Source organism: Vibrio tritonius, from assembly GCF_001547935.1.
GTDB lineage: Bacteria > Pseudomonadota > Gammaproteobacteria > Enterobacterales > Vibrionaceae > Vibrio > Vibrio tritonius.
On sequence record NZ_AP014636.1, the window covers coordinates 40420 to 64319 of the forward strand.

Genomic DNA, 23900 nt, shown 5'->3' on the forward strand with positions numbered 1-23900 from the left:
AGTTATTTCGTCGATCTAGCAATTAAATACGCCCAAGCCAATGAACTCATTATTACTTTGATACTCCAAAAAGCATCTTGAGGTCATTTGGGTATATCATGAAAATAAACCTAACACATGGGCCACAGGAGTATTTACACTGTAAAATCTACGCTGTTGAAGGTTATTAAGAAATGAAATTGATGCTGCCATTACTTTATCGTGAATGTACTAAACAAAAGTGGTTATTGAGTGGGCCTCTGTTTTTGGCTGTTGTGCTCGGTATCTTCTTCTTTTTGGCTTCTACACAGGGACAGTTGGCAAACAACGTCACTTTAACGATGAATTATTCTGGCGATTTTGATTTGACAAACTTAGGCCATGGAGCATCTCCAGAAAGTGTCGCAATCAGCTTTGCAGGGATGTTATCGCTTACACTGAGCTTTTTGTATTTGGCTAAAGCGTTATTGACCGCCACTCGGTTGGAACAAGAAGATCCCAAAATGGCGGTTCGTTTACACCTCTTTAAACTGCTGTTTGCTTTCATCATCATTCCTCTGTCTTGCTTGCCTCTACTTGGGGTAATGCACTACCTATTTTGGCAATTGGCGGCATTTGTAGGCAACATTGAGCCGGTATCTTTGTTTCAACAAACGGTGTTTATGTTTGGTCATTACATGGAGCGCATGTTTTTAGCAGGGTTGTTAGCACTCCCTATAGGGCTGCTGGTTCTTTGTGTGTCTCAGCGTACATCTGCACCTTTGATTTTATTACTGGTTCTCGCCTACGCAATCAAATGGTTGTCGCCTATGTTGCTAGGCACTGAATGGTTTAGCCGTTATGTGTCGCTGGTTATGTCCGCCCCTTCCGACGTGATATCGGGTTCTAGTGTCACTCATGCGTTAGCCGAGTTCGGCGCGGTATACGGCAGCCTTTATGTTCTGATGGGAGCCATTGCTGCGTGGTTAAGTGTTCGCCGCCTGCAATTTAAGGAGCAATGTGCGGTTTAAGCCTTATTTTATTTGGCTAACATTCGCACTCTTCTTTTTCTGTTGGAGAGTGCTTTTAATCTATATCAATGTTTACTAATGTTATTGGTTTGTATAGGGAATAAGGCCATTTTTCGTTAATCGAGTCGCATTAATTCACGCTCAAAAAAATATAATAGTAGCAAATACCTAGGTGACATCGTGCCGTTGTCCTCGGTTTCATGCTATTGACTTGTACGTTGATTATTTGGGTATTGACAGAATAACAAAGAGACCCAAATAGGAACGTAGATGTTAAAAGCCATTTCTTTAAGAACTAAGCTCGCAGTTGCGGCTGGTTTTGCCATCATTTTAGGTGCTGTGATTGTTGAGTCACTCTCTTTTCGAGCTTCTTTACAGCGTTTGGATGAGCAGGTGGATCAAAACGTACAAAGTACCATAGCGTCATACAACCAATATGTGACGGATTGGTTGAAATCCAAAGAGCGCTCACTTACCTCTTTATCCAGTGATGTACAGCAAAATCAAATCATTAACCAACTTATTCAAGTCAAAAAAGCCGCGGATTTTGATAATGTATTTCTTGCTTACCCAGATGGTTCGCAAGTGAACGCCAACAATGTGAGCCTTCCACCAGACAATAACGATCCACGTCGCTGGGGCTGGTATATCAACGGTAAAGCGAATCCAGACCGAGTCTTTATGGATAACCCAAGTGTGGCTGCTGCTACGGGAGCGAATGTCGTTTCTTTGGGTCGAGCGATCACCATTGGTGGTAAGCAACTCGTTTTAGGGGCGGATATGGAAATCACCGACATCCTAAATACGATGAAGCAAGTGATTTTGCCGGGCGTTGGGGATATGTTTATCGTCAATAGCCAAGGCAATATATTCACTCATAGTGATACCAAGCTGCTTAATCAAAGTGTTAGCAAATTGGGCATCCGTTATGATGAGATTCAAAGCAGCGTTGCCAAACAAAGTGACGAGCTTGTTGAAATTCAAGGTAAGCCCGTATTGTTATACGCGAGCAAAATTGCAAATACCGATTTAACCAGTGTTGTGATGATTGACCGTGATTCATTAGTTGCACCGTTGTTTGATGCGCTTGGAGGACAAATTATTGCAACGTTGGTTGTGGTATTGGTGTGTGCGATCCTATTCAACTTGCTTTGTAACGTATTACTCCGTCCATTAAAAAATGTCTCTTCAGCGCTACAGGCAATCGCAAATGGTAACGGCGATTTAACAGTGCGAATCCCAGTTGAGAACCAAGATGAAATTGGCCATTTGGCAGAAAATTTCAACCAATTTATGTCAAGTTTACAACAGCTTATTCAGCATATTCGCCAGCAAGCAGATGAACTGACAGGACAAGCGAATGAAGGTTCTCGTAACGCGAATCGCTCGGTATCTGAATTGGGTGTCCAACAGCAAGAGGTGACACTGGTGGCGACGGCGGTGACTGAAATGGCATCGGCCACTCAGGAAATTGCAGCTCATGCAGAGCAAACCGCTCGCGCGGCTCAAGAATCGACAAGCAGTTCTATTGAAGGGTATCAATTGGTAGGCAATTCTCGCCATTCGATAAATAAATTGGCAGAAGAAGTCCAGCATGCAAGCAATGTGATTGCTGAGCTAAATCAACACTCACAAGAAATTTCTACCGTGTTAACCTCGATTCAAGAGATTGCCGAACAGACCAATCTTTTGGCGCTCAATGCGGCGATTGAAGCTGCCCGAGCTGGCGAGCAAGGTCGAGGGTTTGCCGTTGTTGCTGATGAAGTACGAGTGCTTTCTCAAAGAACGCATAAATCAACAGATGTGATTAAATCGACCATCGCAACTTTGCAAAACAGTACGTTAGAAGCGGTAAAAATGATGGAAAGCAGCGAACTTATTGCACAAAACGCAGTAGTGGATGCTGATAAAGCTACTTCTTCTTTAGAACAGATCAAAATGTCAGTGAGTGAAATCAGTGATATGGCAACGCAAATTGCCACTGCTGCTGAGGAACAAACCCATGTAACAGGGGAAATCACGCAAAACATCACAGCGATAAAAGACGTCACAGATCAGTTGGTGACGGGGGCGCAAGACAGTTTAGATCAATCAAAACAATTGCATCACCAAGCTGAAGCGTTACAAGAGAAAGTTGGAATGTTTAAATTGGCGTAATTGTTTGTTCTGATCCACTTAGTGTGACTGTTAAGGCCTTCAGCATTGTTGTGACATGTTGAAGGCCTTTCTTTTTTATCGGTTATAAAACGATCATATTTTGTCATTACGCTTTCTAACCAGTGAAGTTGTATGAATATAGCAATCTGAGAGAATATTGTTCTAATTCTCGCTATATGATAATGAAATCCTTTAATTCAAATTAAATTCTCGTTATATAAGAATAGTGATTTGAGGTGGTGGACAATAAAGGCTAAAAAGAACACATGAAAGAATCCAAAGCTGTAGCTAACCCAGTTAATGAGAAAGCACTGCAACTGCTGATGCAAGTTGCGGTTAATGTAGAGCCGGTGCCGGCAAAAGTACTCAGTGAACAACTTCAAGTTCCGCTCAGTAGCCTTTACCGCCATCTGAAATTGCTCAAAGAGTGGAACCTTATTGAAGAGAGCTCTCACGATAAGACGTTAATCATTGGCCCGGCTGCTTTGCTGTTGATGAGAAGTTACGAAACCAGTCAACATAACTTAGATGAGGTTGATGCGGTATTAACTCGTTTACAAAAGCAAACGGGAGAAATGGCTGCGTACATGGTCCCTGTCGGTTACCGAGCACTTTGTGTGAGCCAGAAAGAAAGTATGCAGGCGCTTCGTTGTAGTTTCGTCCAGGGTCAAAGTCAACCGTTGCTTCGTGGCGCCTCTTCTAAAGTGATGCTGGCATATATGCCTGCTCAGCGCTGTGAAAAGATACTTCGCTATTTCGGTGAAGATAGTCACATGGATAAGTGGGAAACAGAGTTGGATAAAATTCGTCGTCATGGTTATGCCGTGAGTACATCTGAAATTGACCCTGGTGTATCAGGGATCAGTGCTCCGGTAATGAAAGGGAGTAAGTTGATCGGTGCAATTTCTGTGATGGCGCCAGCCCATCGCGTTGAAACTCATAAGCAACGGATCATTTTACATGTGTTGCAGGCCGCTCGCGCGTTGCCACCAGAAAGGTAATTCAGTAAAGGTAATGTCATCATGTTAAGTTTGTTCAAACGCTACCGCTTAAGTCGTCATTCAGTTGCTCACGTATCACCGTTTACGTTTTTAACCGTATGTGAGCGTATTAAGCCGATGTCGTTGGTGGAGTTTGAAATTGCCCAGCAGAGTTTAGAATTTGCGTCAGATTGGTTGTATCAACAGCAAGCAAATCCGCAGTACTCCGATGCCGGTCATATTATCTTGCGTGATGATGCCGATTACCGTTACCAAGAAATGTTAGCGCGACATATGGCAATGAGCTCTGTGCCTGTTGTGCTAGCGAATTGTCATGAACTTCTATTAGAAGCGATGCCTGTGCTTTCTGCGGAAGAGGGAACTCTCGGGTTTATTCACGTAGGTAATAGCTTTCAGCTAAAACAAACATTAGATCCACAGTTAGGTTCAGCCTACCATTTTGTACTGTCTCGTTATTCAAATACCCAATTGTTTTGTATCGGGGTCGATGCAGAACACGAGCCGAGCCATAGTTTTGAATACGCAGAAGATTTGGGGTGCGATTGGTTAACTGCCGATGAAAGTGGTTTTGGATATCGTAGTCAGCTTAAGAGCCAATTAAGTCATTATCTTGACCACTGTAACCAAGTCGTTCTGACTGTGGATCTAGCCTCTTTAGTGCCAAGTAATGGGATTAGTGAGCATAAAACATTAGACAACCAAATGGTGATTAGAACCATTACGCAAGCGGTTAATTCTGGAAAACTGAAAATGATTCAGTTGGTGGGCGCAAAAGATAAATTAATTTACTCTCGTCAAACGAAAGAGATCATTGATGAGCTTTGTCATTTAGCCGCACAAGTGATGCATGTCGGTCTTTAAATAGTTTGTATTGTTATACCCAAGTAACCTCAAGATGCGGTTTCAGTGAGAATGTACTCGCTCATAGTCAAGGCACCGATTTGAATACCTAGTTATTCTACGTAGAAAATCGCATAAACGGGGCAATACAAAAAACTCCCTTATCATGAGGGAGTTTTCATTGGTCTTAAGGGGCCATCATTTGTTGTGCTAGCTCTTTACCGCTGCCCCGTACTGAGTCGACTTTCTCTTGAAATGTCGCTGAAAGTTTCAGAATCTTGCTGTCTGGGTGATCGGCTATAAATACGACTCGTTGTTTCTCATCGTTCATCTCATCCCAGTAGCGGTTAATGTCGCGTGAGAAATGTAATGCATAGGCAAGTTTAGGCGATATTTTGGCTTGAATTGGATCGTCAAAGTGACCAATAGCATCGACCATCTCTTCTGGGAATTTCCAGCTCTTGGCCAACATTGCTCCTAATCTTGGTGAAGATACACCTAATACTTCTTCTTCAACCCAAATGGCGTTTTCACCGGCTTTTACTCGTTCATGAATCACTTTTGCTTGCTCTGGAAGCAGCGAATGAATCATCAATTCTCCAATGTCATGGAGCACGCCTGTTGTGAATGCTTCACTGGTATCTATGCCGATTTGAGCAGCGATATTCTTAGTAATGAGGGCCGTTTCAAAGGTGTTTGTCCAATACTCATCGAGATCCAAGGTTTCAATATCGGCAAAGGTGTTTGAGAGCACAGAGGCGACAACCAATGTTCTCACCGATTCCATGCCGACACGAATCAATGCATCCGACACAGAATGAACGTCTCGTTGTCCACCAAAGTAGGCAGAGTTAGCCATCCTCAAAAGGCGAGCACTTAAGATCTGTTCCAATTCCATTTTTTGTGAAAGCTGTTTGAAATCAATATCTTCTTTATTTACTAAATCGAGCAGATCTTGCAGCACTTTCGATAATCTTGGTAACTCGTTTAAACGAGAAAGTATTTGAGTTTGGATCATGAGTGGTCTCCTCATTTAATGGCTTCTTTAATATAGGTCAATAAATCAACAACTGACAAAATAGAAAAAATATCTAGGGAGAATTTGATGATTTTCGATATGAAATACCTCTAAATGAGCAGTGAAATACTCGGCTAGGAAGAAAGAATTACATAATCTTCGTTATGTGTTGGAGATTTGATGAATATGACAGGGATTTTACACATAGTTGATAAAAAACTATTGGCAGGCGATTTACAATGCTGCCCTTGTCTATGGGGGAAAGTATTATGTCACTACACTGGCGAGGAAAAAGAAACAGTTATGGTTTTTTAATACTTGGTTTTTTTGCCGTTTTGCTGGCCCCTATCTCCTATTTTATGTTTCCAATAAATCTGATGGGTTCTGTGCCTGATTGGCTTGGCGCAACCATGAGTTATGTCTCCCATACCGCGGCTGGCATCGGGGGATTAGGAACCTTGCTTGTGATCTTGATTTGGTCTTTCTGGCGCTCAGGTTACACTCCCCTAGAGCGTATTAACTTTATGCTGCAGCTAGGTGTTCTATTGGCTCTAGCATTAATACTTAAAACAGGTATTAAAGAGTTAACTCAAAGTCCGCGCCCTTTTACACAAACGATGACACAAGCGTTGGTGTTACCTGAACCAAGCCATTTTTATAAGCTAGATGAGGCGCAAAAAGATCTCGCACTTAAACGAATGGAGCGCAAAGTGTCTGAGTGGCGAATTATGAATTGGCATGGTGAGATGAACTACTCATTTCCATCAGGACACACTGTTTTTGTGGCGATTTGCTTAGTTTTTTTTGGGTCACTTTTACTAGAGCAAAAGCGTTATGTAAGTGCAGATATTCTTTTGATTTGGGCTCTGCTGGTGGCGTATTCTCGGTTATGGCTAGGTATGCATCGACCTGAAGATTTGTTTGGTGCCATTGCCTTGGTAGCATTTATTTACTGGTGTGTGCCGAAACACTATCCGGTGGAGCACCCCAAATTACAGCCTATTTGGCGAATGCTGCGCATTCAGTCCTAAATGGGCACCCATATGCAGTTATATAAAGAAGGGAGCGATGATGGCTCCCTTTTTATTTTGATGCTGTTAACGCGCTCATGACGCGTGAGGTTTGTGGCTGATACCTCTATTCATTTTAGGCGATTAAGCTCGATACAACGCCAATTAAGCCGCCAAACACGCCACCCCAAACCACAAGCCAGCCCAAGTGTTCGCGAATCATTTTTTGCACCATCTCTTTAACCAGTTGCGGGGTTAATTCGTTCAGACGCTGTTCAATGATACTTTCGATATTTTCTTGAATGGAGTCTTGGACCGATGAAGAACTGAGCTGCTCTTTTAATGCGTTTTTAACCGTCTCACTTTGGCTGATATCACGCATAGAATCCTGCATTTTTTCCACAAAAGGTTGTTTAAGAGGCTGCAGTGCATCCGTGCCGCCAAACATGGATAACATTCCGCCAAATGAAGATTGGCTGATGACGTCCACAAGTGAATCAAAGGTGGGATTAAAGTCGACACTGGCTATCACCGGCTCTAAATCAAAATTTTTGTCAGCGCCTTCTTTATCTAAAAAGCGTTGAATGTTTTCTGCGGTGAAAAACTGCTCCATCATCAGAGTTTTAATTGCGGCTTTAAATGCTTCAAAGCGCGCAGGAATAACGCCAGAACCATATAAGCCAGGCACTTTTTCAAACAGCATGTGAATCGCAAGCCAGTTGGTGATGGCGCCAGAAAAAGCGAATAAGCCAGCGTAAAGAACGATAGAGTTATGAGTGTAATAGCCTACTGCTAAGAGTATTAGCGAAAGCGCATTGGTGATTAAGCTTTTGTTCATTGTCGATTCTTTTAATGATGAAGAAAAATAATGTTCAAGATTTTATGCAAAAATAGGCGCTGGGAAAAGGCATTCTCAATATGGTTTTCTCTCTAAGAGCAAAGAGTGTTGTTATGATGTATACCCAAGTAACCTCAAGATGCGGTTTCAGCGAGAATGTATTCGCTCATAGGCAAGGCACCGATTTGAATACATAGTTATTCTACGTAGAAAATCGGTAACGCAGCATAGGAGCGAATACAACTCGCCCCTTGGGAGCTCATCAACAAGCCCATTTCTGCGCCCAATTACGTTGAAAGGGAATAACCATTCCTTCCGTCATTGAGCTTGACCTGTGCTCGTTGATGAAGCTCTGAAGTCTGCATCTTGAGGTCATTTGGGTATAGTTATAAAACTCATGATAAGAAAAAGCCGCGAATAAACGCGGCTTTGGTTAGGTACGATCGATGAGATTGGCACAGGACGACGAAGGCCGACACTCATCGATCGTATTGGATGTTTGATTAGTAAACTAACTCTGGTTCAACCATTTTTTGAGTTAGATAGAGAACATTGTCTAAACCTTTCAACTTATTTTCTTTGAATAGCAGGTCGATCTGCTCATCGTTAAAGTTGTCTGTTTTATAACCGATGATGTGCATCACATCACCTGGTTGCAAGAAGTTCGCTTGACCCCAGTCAGTGTAGTTAGGCGCGCCAGTGTAAAGGATGAGCTCTTCTGGGTAACCATGTTTAGCTAGCACAGGTAAAATCTGGTCAAACATACCGTGCTCTTGTTGACCATTGATTGCTTCTACCATCCAAGTAGATAGTGCATCACCAAACAATTTCATTTGGTCGATTTTCAGTGGCTCCGTTGCCATGTGCTTTTGACCATCACGTTCGATGTAAGAGACTAGGCTTAATGTATCTAGGCTCTCCAATTCATTGAGCGACCACCATGTTGGATGGATACCCTTTGAGTTATCTCCCCAAGACTTGCGAGTACTGATTTTTGTTGCACCTTCAAGGCTACGAATAGTGACATCATTACCGATAGTAATACGATGAGGGATCACTTTAGCAACTTGGTTGTTTTCGTACTGAATGGTGTACTGAATAACAAATTCTGGTTCGATGTCCACTTTGCTACCTTGGGCTGGGTAGAACGTGTTGTCACCATGAGTCAACGAGCTTTTGTTGTGATCGATAACGAAGATGCCGCTAGGTACTTCAGATTCGTGAACATTTTCCGCACTAGAAAGGTGGCCAAAGTAATTACCAATGACTCCAATTGTAATAGAACTCAAAATAACTCCTAAAAACTAGATCTTATTAACAACAAAATTCTCTACAATCACGGATTATTTATCTCTGCGATGTAAGCATGATTTTGTCTTGGTTTTAATAAATTTAAATTAACATAATTTTTTTAAATTTTTATTGTTGTACCAATAAAATAAGTGCGTAGATTATCACACAATGGTGTGGTTAAAACGTGCTTTATGACTTTTATGGATTTTATTCTTTTTCTAGGCAATTTTGAGTAAAAAACGCTGAGAGTAAGGTGTTTAAACGCCTTGGCTTGGTAGATTCCCCTATGGTTTTACCATTGCAAGCGCATAAAAAAAGCAAATTTTTTTGTTTCCATTGGGTTTATGTCGAAATTGTGCTTAATAGTAAAATATATTGTCGAATATGATGTGAATATTAATCGTTTATTACTTACTCATTTTATTATGTTAACTCTATTTTCATTATTTGAGAATATGGTATTGACAATGGTTTTATTGGAAATGATATCGCGTTGAATAAGTGAATAATACGGTGATTAGTTGATATACCCAAATGACCTCAAGATGCAGACTTCAGAGCTTCATCAACGAGCACAGGTCAAGCTCAATGACGGCAGGAATGGTCATTCCCTTTCAACGTCATTGAGCGCAGAAATGGGCTTGTTGATGAGCTCCCAAAGGGCGAGTTGTATTCGCTTCTATGCTACGTTACCGATTTTCTACGTAGAATAACTATGTATTCAAATCGGTGCCTTGCCTATAAGCGAATACATTCTCGCTGAAACCGCATCTTGAGGTTACTTGGGTATAGCATATCATGTGCAATGAGTTTACTTGGGTATATGTTCCCCATTAAGTATGCTAGTGGCATCGAATTAGTGTCATTTATGTTAGTGTAAGCGTTTACAGTGATTTTGATAAAATCGCTCGGACGATTGCGTTATTCAAATGTTAATAAAGTGATGTGTGTCACTTTTTTTATAAATCGCACTTTGTGTTTTTATTTTTTAATCCTTTTAAATCATAATCTTAATTGTCATGTTTAACGATGAAATGCCCTTTTCATTGTTGTGACTGATGTTACATTTTGTTGCTTTGGAAACGTTTACAATCCCTGCCGTTACCTCATGACTATTACACCAATAACAACAGGACCAAAATAATGTCGAACATAGAACATGGTTTGGGATTTATCGACATCTTGGTATTTGCCATTTATGTCGCAATTATTATCGGGGTTGGCCTTTGGGTTTCCCGCGATAAGAAGGGCTCTCAAAAAAGTACTGAAGATTATTTCCTCGCGGGTAAATCACTGCCTTGGTGGGCGGTAGGTGCCTCGCTTATCGCTGCTAACATCTCTGCTGAACAGTTTATCGGTATGTCGGGCTCGGGTTTCTCCATCGGTCTGGCTATCGCCTCTTATGAATGGATGTCGGCGCTTACCTTAGTGATCGTGGGTAAATACTTTTTGCCTGTATTTATCGATAAGGGCATTTACACCATTCCAGAATTTGTTGAAAAACGCTTTAACAAACAGCTCAAAACCATTTTGGCTGTGTTCTGGATTGCTTTGTACGTATTCGTTAACTTAACGTCAGTACTCTATCTAGGTGGTTTAGCACTTCAAACCATTTTGGGTATTCCTCTGATGTATTCCATCATTGGTTTAGCGTTGTTTGCACTGGTTTATTCTATCTATGGTGGTCTGTCTGCCGTGGTTTGGACCGACGTTATCCAAGTGTTCTTCTTGGTGCTTGGGGGTCTATTAACGACTTACATGGCGGTTAACTTTATTGGTGGCACCGATGGTTGGTTTGCTGGATTAGATAAGATGATTGAAGCGGCGCCTGGTCACTTTGAAATGATCTTGGATCAAAGCAACCCTCAATTTGCTAACCTACCGGGCATAGCAGTGCTTATCGGTGGTCTATGGGTTGCGAACTTGTACTACTGGGGCTTCAACCAATACATCATTCAACGTACTTTGGCGGCTAAATCCGTTCCTGAAGCACAAAAAGGGATCATGTTTGCAGCTTATCTAAAATTGGTTGTGCCATTCCTTGTAGTACTGCCAGGTATTGCGGCTTTCGTTATTACGTCTGACCCTGCGCTAATGGCGTCCTTGGGTGATGCGGCACTACAAAATATTCCAAGCCTTGCTCATGCGGATAAAGCGTATCCTTGGCTAACTCAATTCCTACCTGTGGGTGTTAAAGGGGTTGTATTTGCCGCTCTGGCTGCTGCTATCGTGTCGTCTTTGGCTTCAATGCTGAACTCTACTGCAACTATCTTCACCATGGATATCTACAAAGAGTACATCGCTCCTGAAGCTGGCGACCATAAATTGGTTAACGTTGGTCGTATTGCTGCGATTGTTGCGCTTATCATTGGTTGCTTGGTTGCGCCATTGCTGGGCAACATTGGTCAAGCTTTCCAATACATTCAAGAATATACAGGCCTTGTTAGCCCAGGTATCTTGGCGGTATTTATGTTGGGTCTTTTCTGGAAGAAAACCACCAGTAAAGGTGCCATCATCGGTGTTATCGCATCCATTCCATTTGCGCTGTTCTTGAAATTGATGCCACTGCACATGCCATTTATGGACCAAATGTTGTACACCTTGCTTATGACTATGGTTGTCATTGCATTTACCAGCTTAAGTACATCTGAAAACGATGATGATGCTAAAGCGATTACGCTAACATCAAAAATGTTCCATACAGAACGCAGTTTCAACCTAGCGTCGTATGTCATCATGATCATCCTAGCTGTGCTGTATACCATATTCTGGTAAACGTTCACTATCTTCTCTACCAAGCCCCAATATACACTATTGGGGCTTTTCTATTTTTATCGGAGGAACTGCGGGATGGAATCCACGTTGTTGCCTAATATTGTAGTGTTTCTACAGAACTTATCGCCTTTTCAACAGCTTCCCAACGAAACACTGGAGAACATTGCCAGTGATATCGATATTCTCTATTTGGGGAAGGGGGATAAGTTAACTAACGATGATTCACATCTTCGCCATCTCTATATCGTGCGAACCGGCTCAGTTGAGCAGCGTTTCCCCGATGGCGGATTACGTTCTCGCCTTGGCGAAAGCGACCTGTTCGGTTTTAGTTTAAATACCGAGGATGACACACCCGCTTATCAAACCATTGCACTGCAAAATACCTTGCTGTATCGCTTGGATTATTCTGCATTGCTAGATGATGTCTCAGATTATCCAGAAGTGACAGAACAGCTTGCGCTAAACGCCAACATGCGTATGCAGTCGAGTTTGCATGTGCAATGGAATCAAACCGACAAAGGACTTTTTTTTGAGCCTATTGCTAAAGTAGCGAGTTCAAGGATAGCCATTGCAACGCCACAAATGACCATTCAGCAAGTAGCGCACTTAATGCGTCATCAGCTCAACTGTACTTGTGCCGTCATTGTAGAAAATGATCAGTTATTGGGTATGATCACCGACAAGGACATGACCAAGCGTGTAGTAGCAGAAGCAATTGATGTTACGCTGCCCATTACCCAAGTGATGACACATCAACCATGGACGGTATCACAGGACGAATTGGTGCTCACTGCGGTTGGCATCATGATGCAACATAACATTCAAAACCTGCCAGTGGTCAATGAACAGCATCAGGTTGTTGGGCTTATCACTCCTCAGCAGTTGGTCTTACAGCACAGTGTGCAAGCCATTTTCTTGATTGAGAAGATCAGCCGAGCGGAATCGATTAGTGAATTGGTGCCGCTCGCACTTGAGCGTCAAGCGGTGTTTGAAGCGATGGCGCACGCCAATCTGCCAGCCAAATTGATTGGTCGAGTATTGAGCATGATTTATGACGCCTTTACCCGCCAAATCATTAAGTTTGCGGAACAAGCACTTGGTAGTGCTCCGTGCGAGTACGCATGGCTTGCGGCAGGCTCTCACGCTCGTGAAGAGGTTCACTTAGGCTCAGACCAAGACAATGCCTTGTTGTTAGATAACAGCGCCACAGAGAGCGACCGAGCCTATTTTAGCCATTTTGCGATGTACGTATGTAAAGGTTTGGATGAATGTGGTTATGCTATTTGTTCTGGTCGTTTTATGGCGGCTACGCCTAAATGGTGTCAAACCCAACATGTGTGGCAGCAGTATTATCGCAAGTGGGCGTCTAACCCTGAGTACGACTTGTTGCTTAACTTAACGGTCTTTATGGATATTCGACGTGTGTCTGGTAGTGAGGTTCTATTTCGACAGTTAGATGAGTTTCGCTTAGAGCAGGTCAACGGCAATGGAAAGTTGATGTCTGCTTTAGTGCGCAACACTCTTAGAACTCGCCCACCGCTTGGCATCTTCAATAACTTAGTGCTAGAGAAAGATGGCAAAAATGAAAAACGCCTAAATATCAAAAAGGCTGCTGTCAATTGTTTGGTTGATTTGGCGCGGATCTATGCCTTAAACGAGGGGGCGAGGAGTCTAAATACCGAAGAGCGTTTTCATGATGCTTGGCAACAAGGTGTGGTGAATGAACATTCGTATCAGGATTTGATAGGGACTTACCACTTTGTGAACCAGTTGCGTTATCGACATCATTTGGAATGCTTACGCAAAGGGGAAGCGATCAGCAATTATCTGTTGCCAGACCATTTTAGTAGTTTTGACCGTCAGCATCTTAAAGACGCATTTCGTATTATCTCAGGCTTTCAAGATGCGATAAAAATGAAGTTTGGGGGCTAATACTTATGTGGCATTGGTTTAAACAAGACGAATATCAGAAATTGGAGTCGTTACACTCGCAAACGGTGACGGAACCTCTGTTGCAGCCTTTTTTTTCTATGCCCTTGCCTGAACGTGATGAGGATATCCGCTGTCGAGATACCTTGGTATTGGATTTTGAAACCTCAGGCTTTGATAGTCAGACCGACCAAGTGCTCAGTATGGGGTGGGTTACCATCACCCATGGCCAAATTCAGCTGAAAACCGCTCGTCATATTCTTATTGCCAACCATCATAAAGTGAATCCGGAAGCGGCCAAAGTCCATCACCTATTACCCGAAAAACTGAACAAACAAGGTGTGAGCTTAGTTGAGGCTTTTTCCGAGCTATTGCTTTCGATGCAGGGGAAAGTTCTGGTGGCCCACGGTTGTGTGATTGAAAAGTCGTTTATTCAAGCTTATTTGCAACGTCATTATGGTGTCGAACAACTCCCCATCTTATGGATTGATACGTTAAAAATTGAACAAAAGAGACAGGCGCTGCGCAAAGACCGACCTGATTTTCGTTTGGCGGCAGTACGTAAGCGTTATGGTTTGCCAGAGTACATGGCGCACCATGCGCTGGTGGATGCGGTGGCGACTGCTGAGCTTTACCTTGCTCAACTGCACGGCTTATTTGCACAAGAAAAAGCGACGGTACACTCTTTATTGACATTTTCTCAGCGTTAAGTTGGTTTGTTATTGGTAATAAAAAAGAGCATTGGTAGCAATGCTCTTTTTTCGTTACAGGACAAGTTCGTTACAGGGAAAGCGTCAAATTATTTGAAGTCGACGTACAGGGTGCGGTCTTCAATTTTAACGTCAGTTTTCCCTTGAATAGGTGTCGATTGATCTTTGTATTTCACTGTGATGACCGCATCTGGCCAGCCCTGTTTATAGAAGAATGGGCGTATCATGTGATATTCCAAGTTAGCGAGATTTTTAAAGGTTCGTGAGCCTGTTTTATCCAGTAGCCAAGCACTCATTTTCTCTTTATCGACCGTCGCAACAATATGATCATATTGGTCTTTTGCATCGATATAATCGTGAGTATCGTTACTGGTTATCACGCTTTCCATTAACGTACGCGTATTGTTGTAGTTGGTGTTATAAAAATTCGTTTGATAAGCCAAAGGAATCAGTAATAACACGATATTGACGTAACGTAACCATGGTGTCTTGACTAAGAAAATCACCATCACAATACCGAGTGGTAATGTGATGCCCGAACGCAGAGGCACATGAACACCCAGTACAATCACACTCGCATAAATCGAAATAATCACCGCCAGTAACACCAGATAATATTTGATGTTTTCTTTTAACGTGATGAGTGTGATACCTAATGCTGGCAAATAGAACCATGCGCTTAAGGCTGAAATGTAGTTAGCGTTTCGAATGAAATCACCCACACTTCTATCCGTGTTGGCAAGTAAAGAACTCAACCCTGTTAGTGGGTTTTCTTTACGCCATGATGCCATTTGCATAAAGTGAGCATTGCCTTCAAAGATCCAAGTGTACAGGTAGACCAAACCATTACCCACGGCATAGCCTAAGATGTAACCCGCCGCCCACCATAGCATGAATATCAGTAGCTCTTTGTAAGTGCCTTTACGTAGATCTGCTAAGTAAATAAGTGGCATAACAAAGTAAAATGCAGGGTAGGTGGCAAAGAGCAGTACGCCCGCTAGCAGCAGCATTTTAGGCACCGAAATACGGTGACGATAATAACTGAATACCGCCAGCATAAAACAGCCTGGTAACAGTGTCATCGGCCATTTAAACAGCATGGTGAAATAAGGAATATTCATCACAGCCATCGCAAAAAACAGCGCTAGCCATTTGTCCTTTTTCATTGCCATTGACACGTTGTAGCCGAACAGTCCAATAAACAGATAGCATAGGGTATTGGCTAGTTGGGCATTTAAATTACGGCTGATCTCAAATAAGGCAAAGTTTATCCAGCGGCCTTCCGATGTAAATTTATCGGTGTAAGTTGCCATGTAAGGTAAAGCGTCGTGTGCAATGTTCACCAAAACAGAGGTGTACATATTACGGGCGGTCACACCGATGCAGAGTAACATCACTAGGGCTCGTAATACGCTATACACATTGATTGTGCGGTTATCATCCATTGCCAAGCTAAACAAACTGCTCAGGTTGAAACCTTTTTTGAAAACTCGTTGGTAGCCTAGATAATTCATAATCATTGACACAAATATGCTGAAGAATTGCCCTATATAAGCGTTTAAATGCAGCCCTGTCACCATTAAGTAGAGTGCTAGAGTGCTTGCACCAAGTGAGGATAAATTAACCAATACAAATGATATAAATTGTCCTGACTGATGCTGACTATTAAAGACAAATCCTCGGTTAAGTAAGAAACTGCACAACACACCAATGCAGTACGCTAAGACAGATGCGAGTAGATAGTTGTGCAACTGCTGGTATATTGCAACGAAAGAGAGGTAAGAAACGGCGGTATTAAAACCGCCAACGATGACGAATCTCATCTTTTGTTGCAAGTTAGTACAAATGAATTGATTAACTTGAGCTAGACGCTTCATCATCTTTTTTCTGCCCTAAGTTTTTTTTCACGATATAGAGTGGACGGTTTTTAGATTCATTGTAAATACGGGCGATATACTCACCCAAAATACCGATGGAAATTAATTGCACCCCACCAATGAACAACAACGCAACCAGCATAGAAGCCCAACCAGATTGCCATTGATCCGTCGCCAAACGCACATAGACGGTGTAGATCAGCATCAACAAAGCAATGCCTGATGAAAGAAAGCCCATCACAATCGAGAGTTTTAGTGGTTTAACAGAGAAAGAAAGAATACCGTCGAGCCCAAATTTCAACATCTTACGCAAAGGATACTTTGTTTCTCCTGCAAAGCGCGCATTGCGTTGATAACGGATAGAGGTTTGATTAAAACCGATCCAACTAACCATGCCGCGGATGAAACGGTTTTTTTCGGGCATCGCATTGAGTTGGTCGACGACTTGGCGGTCCATTAAACGGAAATCACCTGTGTCTAATGGTATAGAAACCTCTGATAAGTAGTTCAAAATGCGGTAGAACCATTTTGCAGAAGCAAGTTTAAAGCGTGATTCGCCTTCACGGTTTTCACGTGTTCCGTAAACGACGTCGTAGCCTTTTTCCCACAGTTCAATCATGTCTTTAATTAAGTGTGGTGGATCTTGGAGGTCTGCATCGATCAAGACAACCGCATCACCCGTCGCCGCTTCAATGCCAGCGGAAACCGCAGGTTGGTGGCCAAAATTTCGAGAGAACGAAATTAAGTGTACCTTGTCATGTTGTTGGCTGTAGTTGAGAAGCTTTGCTTCTGTATCGTCTGCACTGCCATCGTTAACGAAAATCAGCTCAAACTGATAACCTTCGATACTGTTTGTGACATTGAGCAGTTCTTCAACTGTGTAGTCAATCACTTCACTTTCGTTGTAGCAAGGGATGACGACTGAAACCGTTTTTTGCATATTCGTTACCTACATCATTTCCCAATAGGGACGCTAAATAATAACTTGGTAAACAAGCTTTTGAACAGTAAAAACAATGAGTTATATCTGTTATTTTTGGTTTCCTGGTTGACGTTTGTGTATTTTTTGTCAAAGCCTTACGTGAGTTATTTATACAAACAATAAAGAAATATATATCTATTCAGCCAGAAACTACCAGTCTATTTGAGCAATCTAATATCAGGGGAAAAACAGCGCTTTGTTAAGAATCTGCCACGACTTAGCGGTCTTTTTGTTTGATATGTGATTTGTTGTTTATGATGTGGTGATGGGCGGAATGAAATTGATAGCGTTCAATAGTTTTGCTGTTGGGAGAGGGGTGATTCCCATCAATAACAGCGACTTAGGAACTGCAAAATTATTTGGGCTAAGTCGCTGGGTTAAGCGGTTACACCAATCACCATTATTTATTCTCTTGTGAGGAGGTTTGGGCGTTGGGATTAAAATAGAGAATTGACATAGAGACGGGCAGTTGCATCCGTTCTTTCTCAATGTCTTGCGAGAGCTGATTGTGCATATCGTTGGTATCACACAATAACTGCCAACGCTGATCGCGATCGGTCGGCAGGCTAAATCGTGCAGGGGCGCGTGTTTGGTTTATGAGATAAAGGAGTTCTTCACCATCTTCTCCGATGCCTAAATGCAGAGAAACGCTCGACAAGCGGTTCCAATCTTCTTGCTGCATCATCTCGCCGTCAACTCGTCGCCAAAATACTCTATTGTGGTTGCGTCTTTCACCACTAAATGCACGAATAAACGGCACCATGTAGGTTTGTCTTGCGTGAATCAATTTACTTAACCAACGACGAAACGCATTTTTGGTTAACGTTTCTTCCCAGTTAATCCAACTGATATCGTTATCTTGACAGTAGGCGTTGTTATTGCCTTTTTGTGTATGAGACAAAATGTCGGCAAAAAGCAGGTGTGGAATACCAAATGAGAAGAGCAGTGTTGCTAATAGGTTGCGTTTTTGTCTTTCACGTTTGCTTTTTATTGTGACATTGAAGGTTTCGCCTTCCTCGCCATAGTTTTCTGAGCGGTTATCTCCGTGACCATCTCGGTTTTGTTCACCATTCGCTTCATTATGTTTGTGCTTGTACGACACCAAGTCCTGCAGCGTGAAGCCATCATGGTAGGTGATGTAATTTACGGTGAGTTTAAATGGCCAATTAGCTGCGCTGTAAAGATCGCGAGACCCCATAAGTCGAGTGGCGAGTTCTTTTAAATAACCGCTGTCTCCACGCCAAAAGCTGCGGGCGATATCCCGCAATTTGTCGTTGGTTTCATTCCAACCAAACGGGAAGTTACCCACCTGATAACCGTTTGGACCGATATCCCAAGGTTCTGCAATCAGCTTAACCTGTTTTAAGATGGGATCTTGTGCCACGGCTTTAAAGAAGGCGGCATCTTGGCTGAAATTGTCGCCATTACGGCCTAATGTCGCGGCAAGGTCAAAACGAAAGCCATCGATTTGATAGGCTTGCACCCAATATCTTAGGGTGTCCATAACCAAATTTAGCGATGATTGTGACGAGAGATTAACCGTGTTGCCGCATCCGGTAAAATTAGCAAAATGGGTACCGTGTATTAAGTAGTAATTAGAGTCTAACGCTTTCAGATTAAAAATAGGGCCATTTTCGCCCCCTTCTGCGGTGTGGTTGTAAACCACATCGAGGATCACTTCGATACCGGCGCGGTGCAGTTCTCGTACTACGGTTTTGAACTCATTAACCGCATCGCGGTGCGCGTACCTTGGGTCGGGAGCCATAAAAACATAAGGGTTGTAGCCCCAGTAATTGACTTTATCCATTTCCAATAAATGAGGTTCATGCATACAGGCGGCAATAGGCAGTAATTGCAACGTATTGATCTGTTCATCTTTGTAGAAAGTGAGCATGGCTTCACTAATCAACCCAAGATACGTACCTTGATCTTTGGGGGCCACGTCGGGATGCAATTTTGTTGCTCCTTTGACATGAGTTTCAAAGAGCACCATTTCATCGAGTGGACGATTGGGTTTGGGTACGTCTTGCCAGTCAAATTGTTGGTCATCGACCACAACACATTTGGGGAGCGCTAGGCTTTGTTGTGAGTCAAAAGGCGGTTGATAGCTTAAAGCACCGGAGAGTGCTTTGGCGTAGGGGTCGGCTATATAGTGTGGCTCTCCGTTATGTTCAATTAAAAAACCATAACGCTGACCAGCTTGAATATTCTGGACGAAAGTGTGCAACACCCCTGCATAGTTATGTGGGAAATTTACGGTGCGATAACTGTTATCTTCATTAAATAACACCAACTGAATCTTGGGGTTCGCTGGAGCGTAAATCGAAAAATTGCACCCGGTTTTAGAGAGAGTCGCACCCAGAGGGTAAGGACGAGAAACCATATCATTCATACGCTTATTCGATGTTGTTATTCCGTGTTTGTCACTAACGCCAACTGCTACTTCTAGTTAAAGGCTTTGTTTTCAATAGGTCAAGCTCGTTGTCTAAAAATTGACATGCAACCATTAGAATACTGCGTCCATATCACGGTATTAGAGAGCAAATGAAGTAGCAAAAAGATCGTCGTATTGCCTAGGAGAGCGAATACATTCTCGCTGAAACCGCATCTTGAGGTGACTTGGGTATAATATAGCTCATTAACGGCTTGGTTGTTGCGGCCTACGTCTTTTAAGTTGTTAAAGCGTGGAATGTGACATTGTGTTTAGGAATGTTTCTACTGATCAATTTACTGTTTTCTCAAGAATGAAACATCGATAACATAGAGTCTTTGGCCATTCCGACCATTTTTACTTTAGAAGCTTCGTTTTGTGATCTTGAACTGTGAAGAAAATAGACAAGAAAGACGAAGTCTTCACTAGGAAGCAATCAAGTAATATTTAAATGTTAGAAATGATCAAAAATAATCAAATCAAAGCCTTATTTCAGAGTGAATAGATTCTCGCTTAAACGGCATCTTGAGGTCACTTTGGTATATAAGCATTAAAGCTAAACATTAACTAAAAATTGATAACTATTCGCTTCTGCCACTTTAATCAATACTAAGGTAGTATAGAGCGGGTCGATAAATACAACGTCAGTGAGACCAGTCATAAGATGTCCCTCACCGAGTAGAGAAAGAAAACAAGCAGATGAATACCATTGGGATTGCCATCGGGGTACTTGGTCTTTCGCTCATTCTTATTTTTGTTTGGATGATTACGCTATCTATGCGTCGTCGTCGGATGGAAACAGAAAAAATAGCGAAGGAAGAAGCTTATCGCCGAGCACTACAGCGAATGCGGGATCAGGAACGAAAAGAACGGCTGTTTAAGGCTGAGTCTGGTCATATCCCTACGATGCTTTATCTTGCCAAAGAGGCGGAGCGCACTAATTATAAAGAAGCGTTTTTCTGGTATGAAAAAGCCGCGCAAATGGACAATTTAAATGGGATGTATGGATTAGTACGAATCTGTCGTCGCATGAAGGACGATTTGGTGCTGCGAGAAAAGCTACATTTTTGGGAAACTTACATTCGTGCGAATGAAGGTGATTTGCATGCTAAATTGGATGCAGGTAAAGCGCTCATTTATGGGCGTGGAACGGATGTCAATGTTGCAAAAGGCCTAACGTTGATTCACGAAGCGGCCGATCATAATTTGATGGACGCCATTATTTACATGGGAGATTGGAGTGTTTCTAAAGATAACATATCCCAATCACCTTCTGATTCAACTTATTGGTATAACAAAGCTGCCAAAATGGACAGTAAGGTTGGGATGATGAAACTCGGCCTTAACTATTTGAAAGGTGTCGGAGTATCGATCGACCATCGCAAAGCCTGTTATTGGCTTGAACGAGCGTCAGAGCAAGGCAGTGCTGAGGCCATGTATTACGCTGGTGATGCTTGGATGGACTTTGGTGTGAATGGCAATGCTGTGGCCTACATTTGGCTCTTTTTATCCGCCCATTTTGGCTATGAACCTGCCAAATTAATGCGTGATAACGTTGGGACCAAAATTGGGGTTGACTCTGTGGTAGGGTTGCAATCGCTGGCTAAGCCACTGCAAAAGAAAATTGCTTCCGGTGCTGTACATCCTCACTCGATTATTCGAGCGTTAAACAAGCTTTATAAGCGACCGATTCCTATCCCACACAAGGGCGAAGAGGTGGATGATGGCGAAATTATTGAGAGTCCAACAAACGACATTTTTGAATCCATAGATGGGGAAATGGAAATTCCGTTTGAACAGCATGAGCAAGCTGAGGTGGAGAAAGTAGAGAGTACACCAACAGTGAAAGGCCAATATGACGAAGGGTTTCAGCAACAGAAAAGTGTTTCATTCGATTATACACCTCGTTAGCCTCCTGCCATAAATGTAAAAAACCCGAGTTTAAACTCGGGTTTTTTTGTTTGCCCTAGAACAGCAGTGATTAGTCTTCCGCTAACTTATACTCTTTTTTTTGCTGACTTTGGCATACCGCTGCAGTAAATACGACATCCGTTGAACTGTTAAGCGCTGTTTCTGCTGAATCCTGAATCACGCCAATGATAAAACCAACCGCCACTACTTGCATCGCAATGTCGTTAGAAATACCAAATAGGCCACAGGCTAGAGGAATCAGTAGTAATGAACCACCTGCAACACCTGATGCGCCACATGCTGAAATTGCCGCAACTAGGCTCAGTAATACAGCTGTCATCAGGTCAACTTGAATTCCTAAGGTGTTTACAGCAGCTAACGTTAGAACGGTAATCGTAATTGCTGCACCACCCATGTTGATGGTTGCGCCCAGAGGGATAGATACGGAATACGTATCTTCGTTCAAGTTCAGTTTACGACACAAGTTCATGTTGACTGGAATATTTGCCGCACTCGAACGTGTGAAGAAAGCGGTGACACCACTTTCACGTAAACACTGGAATACCAATGGGTATGGATTAGAACCCGTTTTAACGTACACAATTAATGGGTTAACCACTAGAGCAATAATTGCCATTGCGCCAAGCAATACGGCTAATAAGTGCAGGTAGCCTGAAAGAGCTTCGAATCCCGTGGTTGCAAACGTAGACGATACCAATCCAAAGATACCAAATGGTGCCAAGCGAATAATAAAGCGTACGATTTGTGACACACCGTGGCTTAGGTCTTCGAACAAACCTTTTGTACTCTCTGATGCATGGTTCAAAGCAAGACCAAGACCTACCGCCCACGCTAGAATACCAATGTAGTTGGCGTTCATAAGTGCACTGACTGGGTTATCAACCAGTTTGAACAGGAGTGTTTGTAGTACTTCTAAAATACCCTGTGGAGGTGTTGTGCCTTCTGCGCCTGAGACCAATGTAAGTTCTGTTGGGAAAAGGAAACTTAGTACAACGGCAGTCAGTGCTGCAGCGAAAGTGCCCAACAGATAAAGAACCACGATAGGTCGCATGTAGGTGCTTTTGTTTTTATTTTGATTAGCGATAGAGGCCGCGACCAGAATAAAAACCAAGATTGGAGCTACGGCTTTAAGAGCTCCGACAAATAGACTACCAAGTAAGCCTACGCTTTTCGCAAAGTCCGGTGCTACGTTCGCGGCGAAGATACCAAGAATGATACCTGCCAAGATCTGAAGCACGAGGTTACCTTGCACAAAACGACTCAGTATATTGTTGCTTTGCATAGTTATCCCTGTATTAAATCAAATGTCTGTCTTTCTTTTTAGTGCCTGCCACTAAAAGTGGTCAATATTAACGTTACCAGACATTGTGTCTAGGTTTTATTGCTCCATAGCAAAAAAAATTGCCTATATCGATTGTTAAAACATGTTTTCGATGAAAGGTAGGTGAAATTCGGAAGGATTAGCGGTGGCTAAATTAGAGTGAAGGTTATCGAATGAGCGTTGTTGTACCAATGAAGTTTGAGAAAATTACTGAGGTATTTAACTGATGCCAACATGCATAAAAAATCATTCTGTATTTTTTGCTTTCATGTGCATAAAGTCGGTGATTAGGAAGGTGACAGGAACTCTAACAGGCACTTTTTGTCCATCCTTAAAGATCAAGGTGACATTAATATGATCGTTCTTTTCGAGAGGCTTAATCAAGCCAAGTAAAACAATATGTTGAGTACTAGGTGAGAGTTCTAGCGTACTTTGCGGTGGAACTCTAAAGAAAGGGGCGTTCCGAGTTTCGTTAGCACTTCCGCGGCTTACAACCGTACGTAATTCTGCTTTTGATGCAGCATCTGTTTGTGCTGCCACAAGATAACGATCTTCTTTGGTATTGTTGACTAACTGTGCGTAAACGGAAGCGCTTAAATCGTTGGCTCGAGTGACATTGACATAAGGTTGAATGACCTTTATTTCAGCGGCGAACACCGATGTGCAAAATAAACATGCAAAGAGAACGAGGGTTCGGTTGCGAAGAAATGGCATATTGGGTATCCACTAGGTCATGAAGTCAACATTAAACGCCAACATCATAGCATGAACAAAAAGATGTTTGTGTGAGTGAGCAT

The 23900-nt window shown here is 42.5% G+C and carries 18 protein-coding genes; 10 read left to right on the forward strand and 8 right to left on the reverse strand.

The window, feature by feature from the left end; genetic code table 11:
- Positions 1–173 precede the first annotated feature (173 nt).
- From JCM16456_RS15485 to JCM16456_RS15500, 4 genes are all read left to right on the forward strand, one after another.
- Positions 174–989, forward strand: coding sequence for a hypothetical protein (locus JCM16456_RS15485; RefSeq protein ID WP_068716174.1), 816 nt, complete (start codon positions 174–176; stop codon positions 987–989).
- Positions 990–1259: 270 nt separating this feature from the next.
- Complete coding sequence (locus tag JCM16456_RS15490; protein ID WP_068716178.1) at positions 1260–3146, forward strand: methyl-accepting chemotaxis protein; 1887 nt, start codon at positions 1260–1262, stop codon at positions 3144–3146.
- Between the two features lie 266 nt (positions 3147–3412).
- Positions 3413–4147 carry an IclR family transcriptional regulator gene (locus JCM16456_RS15495; RefSeq protein ID WP_068716179.1) on the forward strand — a complete coding sequence of 245 codons (735 nt, stop codon included), beginning with the start codon at positions 3413–3415 and terminating at the stop codon, positions 4145–4147.
- Between the two features lie 21 nt (positions 4148–4168).
- Positions 4169–5008, forward strand: coding sequence for an arginase (locus tag JCM16456_RS15500; protein ID WP_068716180.1), 840 nt, complete (start codon positions 4169–4171; stop codon positions 5006–5008).
- Between the two features lie 166 nt (positions 5009–5174).
- Here JCM16456_RS15500 and JCM16456_RS15505 read toward each other — a convergent pair whose 3' ends face one another.
- On the reverse strand, positions 5175–6005 hold the full coding sequence (locus JCM16456_RS15505) for an HDOD domain-containing protein (protein ID WP_068716181.1): 831 nt from the start codon (positions 6003–6005) through the stop codon (positions 5175–5177).
- A gap of 269 nt (positions 6006–6274) precedes the next feature.
- Here JCM16456_RS15505 and JCM16456_RS15510 point away from each other — a divergent pair, with 269 nt between their 5' ends.
- Positions 6275–7036 (forward strand): phosphatase PAP2 family protein, encoded by a 762-nt coding sequence (locus JCM16456_RS15510; RefSeq protein WP_068716185.1) that lies wholly within the window; start codon positions 6275–6277, stop codon positions 7034–7036.
- Between the two features lie 115 nt (positions 7037–7151).
- Here the strand turns inward: JCM16456_RS15510 and JCM16456_RS15515 are convergent, their stop codons facing one another.
- Together JCM16456_RS15515 and JCM16456_RS15520 are read right to left on the reverse strand one after the other, a co-directional pair.
- The gene (locus tag JCM16456_RS15515) at positions 7152–7853 is read right to left on the reverse strand and encodes a DUF445 domain-containing protein (RefSeq protein ID WP_068716188.1); all 702 of its coding nucleotides are present in this window, start codon (positions 7851–7853) and stop codon (positions 7152–7154) included.
- A 503-nt stretch (positions 7854–8356) separates the two neighbouring features.
- Positions 8357–9142: a DUF5718 family protein gene (locus JCM16456_RS15520; RefSeq protein WP_068716190.1), complete on the reverse strand. Its 786-nt coding sequence runs from the start codon at positions 9140–9142 to the stop codon at positions 8357–8359.
- Positions 9143–9691: 549 nt separating this feature from the next.
- On the opposite strand from JCM16456_RS15520, the gene JCM16456_RS23755 reads away from it, so the two are divergent.
- From JCM16456_RS23755 to JCM16456_RS15535, 4 genes are all read left to right on the forward strand, one after another.
- A complete protein-coding gene (locus tag JCM16456_RS23755; protein ID WP_156430510.1) occupies positions 9692–9859 on the forward strand; it encodes a hypothetical protein in 168 nt (55 codons plus the stop codon).
- Between the two features lie 430 nt (positions 9860–10289).
- Positions 10290–11921, forward strand: a complete 1632-nt coding sequence (locus JCM16456_RS15525; RefSeq protein WP_068716192.1) for a sodium/sugar symporter — start codon at positions 10290–10292, stop codon at positions 11919–11921.
- Between the two features lie 75 nt (positions 11922–11996).
- The gene (locus JCM16456_RS15530; protein WP_068716194.1) at positions 11997–13853 is read left to right on the forward strand and encodes a putative nucleotidyltransferase substrate binding domain-containing protein; all 1857 of its coding nucleotides are present in this window, start codon (positions 11997–11999) and stop codon (positions 13851–13853) included.
- A gap of 5 nt (positions 13854–13858) precedes the next feature.
- Positions 13859–14560 (forward strand): 3'-5' exonuclease, encoded by a 702-nt coding sequence (locus tag JCM16456_RS15535; protein WP_068716196.1) that lies wholly within the window; start codon positions 13859–13861, stop codon positions 14558–14560.
- Between the two features lie 89 nt (positions 14561–14649).
- Here the strand turns inward: JCM16456_RS15535 and JCM16456_RS15540 are convergent, their stop codons facing one another.
- The 3 genes from JCM16456_RS15540 to glgX form a co-directional block, all read right to left on the reverse strand.
- Positions 14650–16440, reverse strand: coding sequence for a GtrA family protein (locus JCM16456_RS15540; RefSeq protein WP_068716198.1), 1791 nt, complete (start codon positions 16438–16440; stop codon positions 14650–14652).
- Positions 16415–17377 (reverse strand): glycosyltransferase family 2 protein, encoded by a 963-nt coding sequence (locus tag JCM16456_RS15545; RefSeq protein WP_068716200.1) that lies wholly within the window; start codon positions 17375–17377, stop codon positions 16415–16417. Before JCM16456_RS15545 ends, JCM16456_RS15540 begins: the two co-directional genes overlap by 26 nt.
- A gap of 442 nt (positions 17378–17819) precedes the next feature.
- Entirely contained in the window at positions 17820–19811 is a 1992-nt protein-coding gene (gene glgX, locus JCM16456_RS15550) for a glycogen debranching protein GlgX (RefSeq protein ID WP_068716202.1), read from the reverse strand.
- A gap of 738 nt (positions 19812–20549) precedes the next feature.
- Between glgX and JCM16456_RS15555 the strand changes: the two genes are divergently transcribed.
- Positions 20550–21761, forward strand: a complete 1212-nt coding sequence (locus JCM16456_RS15555) for a tetratricopeptide repeat protein (protein ID WP_068716204.1) — start codon at positions 20550–20552, stop codon at positions 21759–21761.
- Positions 21762–21831: 70 nt separating this feature from the next.
- Here the strand turns inward: JCM16456_RS15555 and sstT are convergent, their stop codons facing one another.
- Positions 21832–23064 (reverse strand): serine/threonine transporter SstT, encoded by a 1233-nt coding sequence (sstT, locus tag JCM16456_RS15560; RefSeq protein ID WP_068716206.1) that lies wholly within the window; start codon positions 23062–23064, stop codon positions 21832–21834.
- A gap of 285 nt (positions 23065–23349) precedes the next feature.
- Positions 23350–23817 carry a copper chaperone PCu(A)C gene (locus JCM16456_RS15565; RefSeq protein ID WP_068716208.1) on the reverse strand — a complete coding sequence of 156 codons (468 nt, stop codon included), beginning with the start codon at positions 23815–23817 and terminating at the stop codon, positions 23350–23352.
- Between the last annotated feature and the right edge of the window lie 83 nt (positions 23818–23900).

Coding starts and splice junctions, on each gene's coding strand:
- JCM16456_RS15485 (WP_068716174.1), top strand. CDS start 174: ATGAAATTGATGCTGCCATTACTTTATCGTGAATGTACTAAACAAAAG.
- JCM16456_RS15490 (WP_068716178.1), top strand. CDS start 1,260: ATGTTAAAAGCCATTTCTTTAAGAACTAAGCTCGCAGTTGCGGCTGGT.
- JCM16456_RS15495 (WP_068716179.1), top strand. CDS start 3,413: ATGAAAGAATCCAAAGCTGTAGCTAACCCAGTTAATGAGAAAGCACTG.
- JCM16456_RS15500 (WP_068716180.1), top strand. CDS start 4,169: ATGTTAAGTTTGTTCAAACGCTACCGCTTAAGTCGTCATTCAGTTGCT.
- JCM16456_RS15505 (WP_068716181.1), bottom strand. CDS start 6,005: ATGATCCAAACTCAAATACTTTCTCGTTTAAACGAGTTACCAAGATTA.
- JCM16456_RS15510 (WP_068716185.1), top strand. CDS start 6,275: ATGTCACTACACTGGCGAGGAAAAAGAAACAGTTATGGTTTTTTAATA.
- JCM16456_RS15515 (WP_068716188.1), bottom strand. CDS start 7,853: ATGAACAAAAGCTTAATCACCAATGCGCTTTCGCTAATACTCTTAGCA.
- JCM16456_RS23755 (WP_156430510.1), top strand. CDS start 9,692: ATGCAGACTTCAGAGCTTCATCAACGAGCACAGGTCAAGCTCAATGAC.
- JCM16456_RS15525 (WP_068716192.1), top strand. CDS start 10,290: ATGTCGAACATAGAACATGGTTTGGGATTTATCGACATCTTGGTATTT.
- JCM16456_RS15530 (WP_068716194.1), top strand. CDS start 11,997: ATGGAATCCACGTTGTTGCCTAATATTGTAGTGTTTCTACAGAACTTA.
- JCM16456_RS15535 (WP_068716196.1), top strand. CDS start 13,859: ATGTGGCATTGGTTTAAACAAGACGAATATCAGAAATTGGAGTCGTTA.
- JCM16456_RS15540 (WP_068716198.1), bottom strand. CDS start 16,440: ATGATGAAGCGTCTAGCTCAAGTTAATCAATTCATTTGTACTAACTTG.
- JCM16456_RS15545 (WP_068716200.1), bottom strand. CDS start 17,377: ATGCAAAAAACGGTTTCAGTCGTCATCCCTTGCTACAACGAAAGTGAA.
- glgX (WP_068716202.1), bottom strand. CDS start 19,811: ATGAATGATATGGTTTCTCGTCCTTACCCTCTGGGTGCGACTCTCTCT.
- JCM16456_RS15555 (WP_068716204.1), top strand. CDS start 20,550: ATGAATACCATTGGGATTGCCATCGGGGTACTTGGTCTTTCGCTCATT.
- sstT (WP_068716206.1), bottom strand. CDS start 23,064: ATGCAAAGCAACAATATACTGAGTCGTTTTGTGCAAGGTAACCTCGTG.
- JCM16456_RS15565 (WP_068716208.1), bottom strand. CDS start 23,817: ATGCCATTTCTTCGCAACCGAACCCTCGTTCTCTTTGCATGTTTATTT.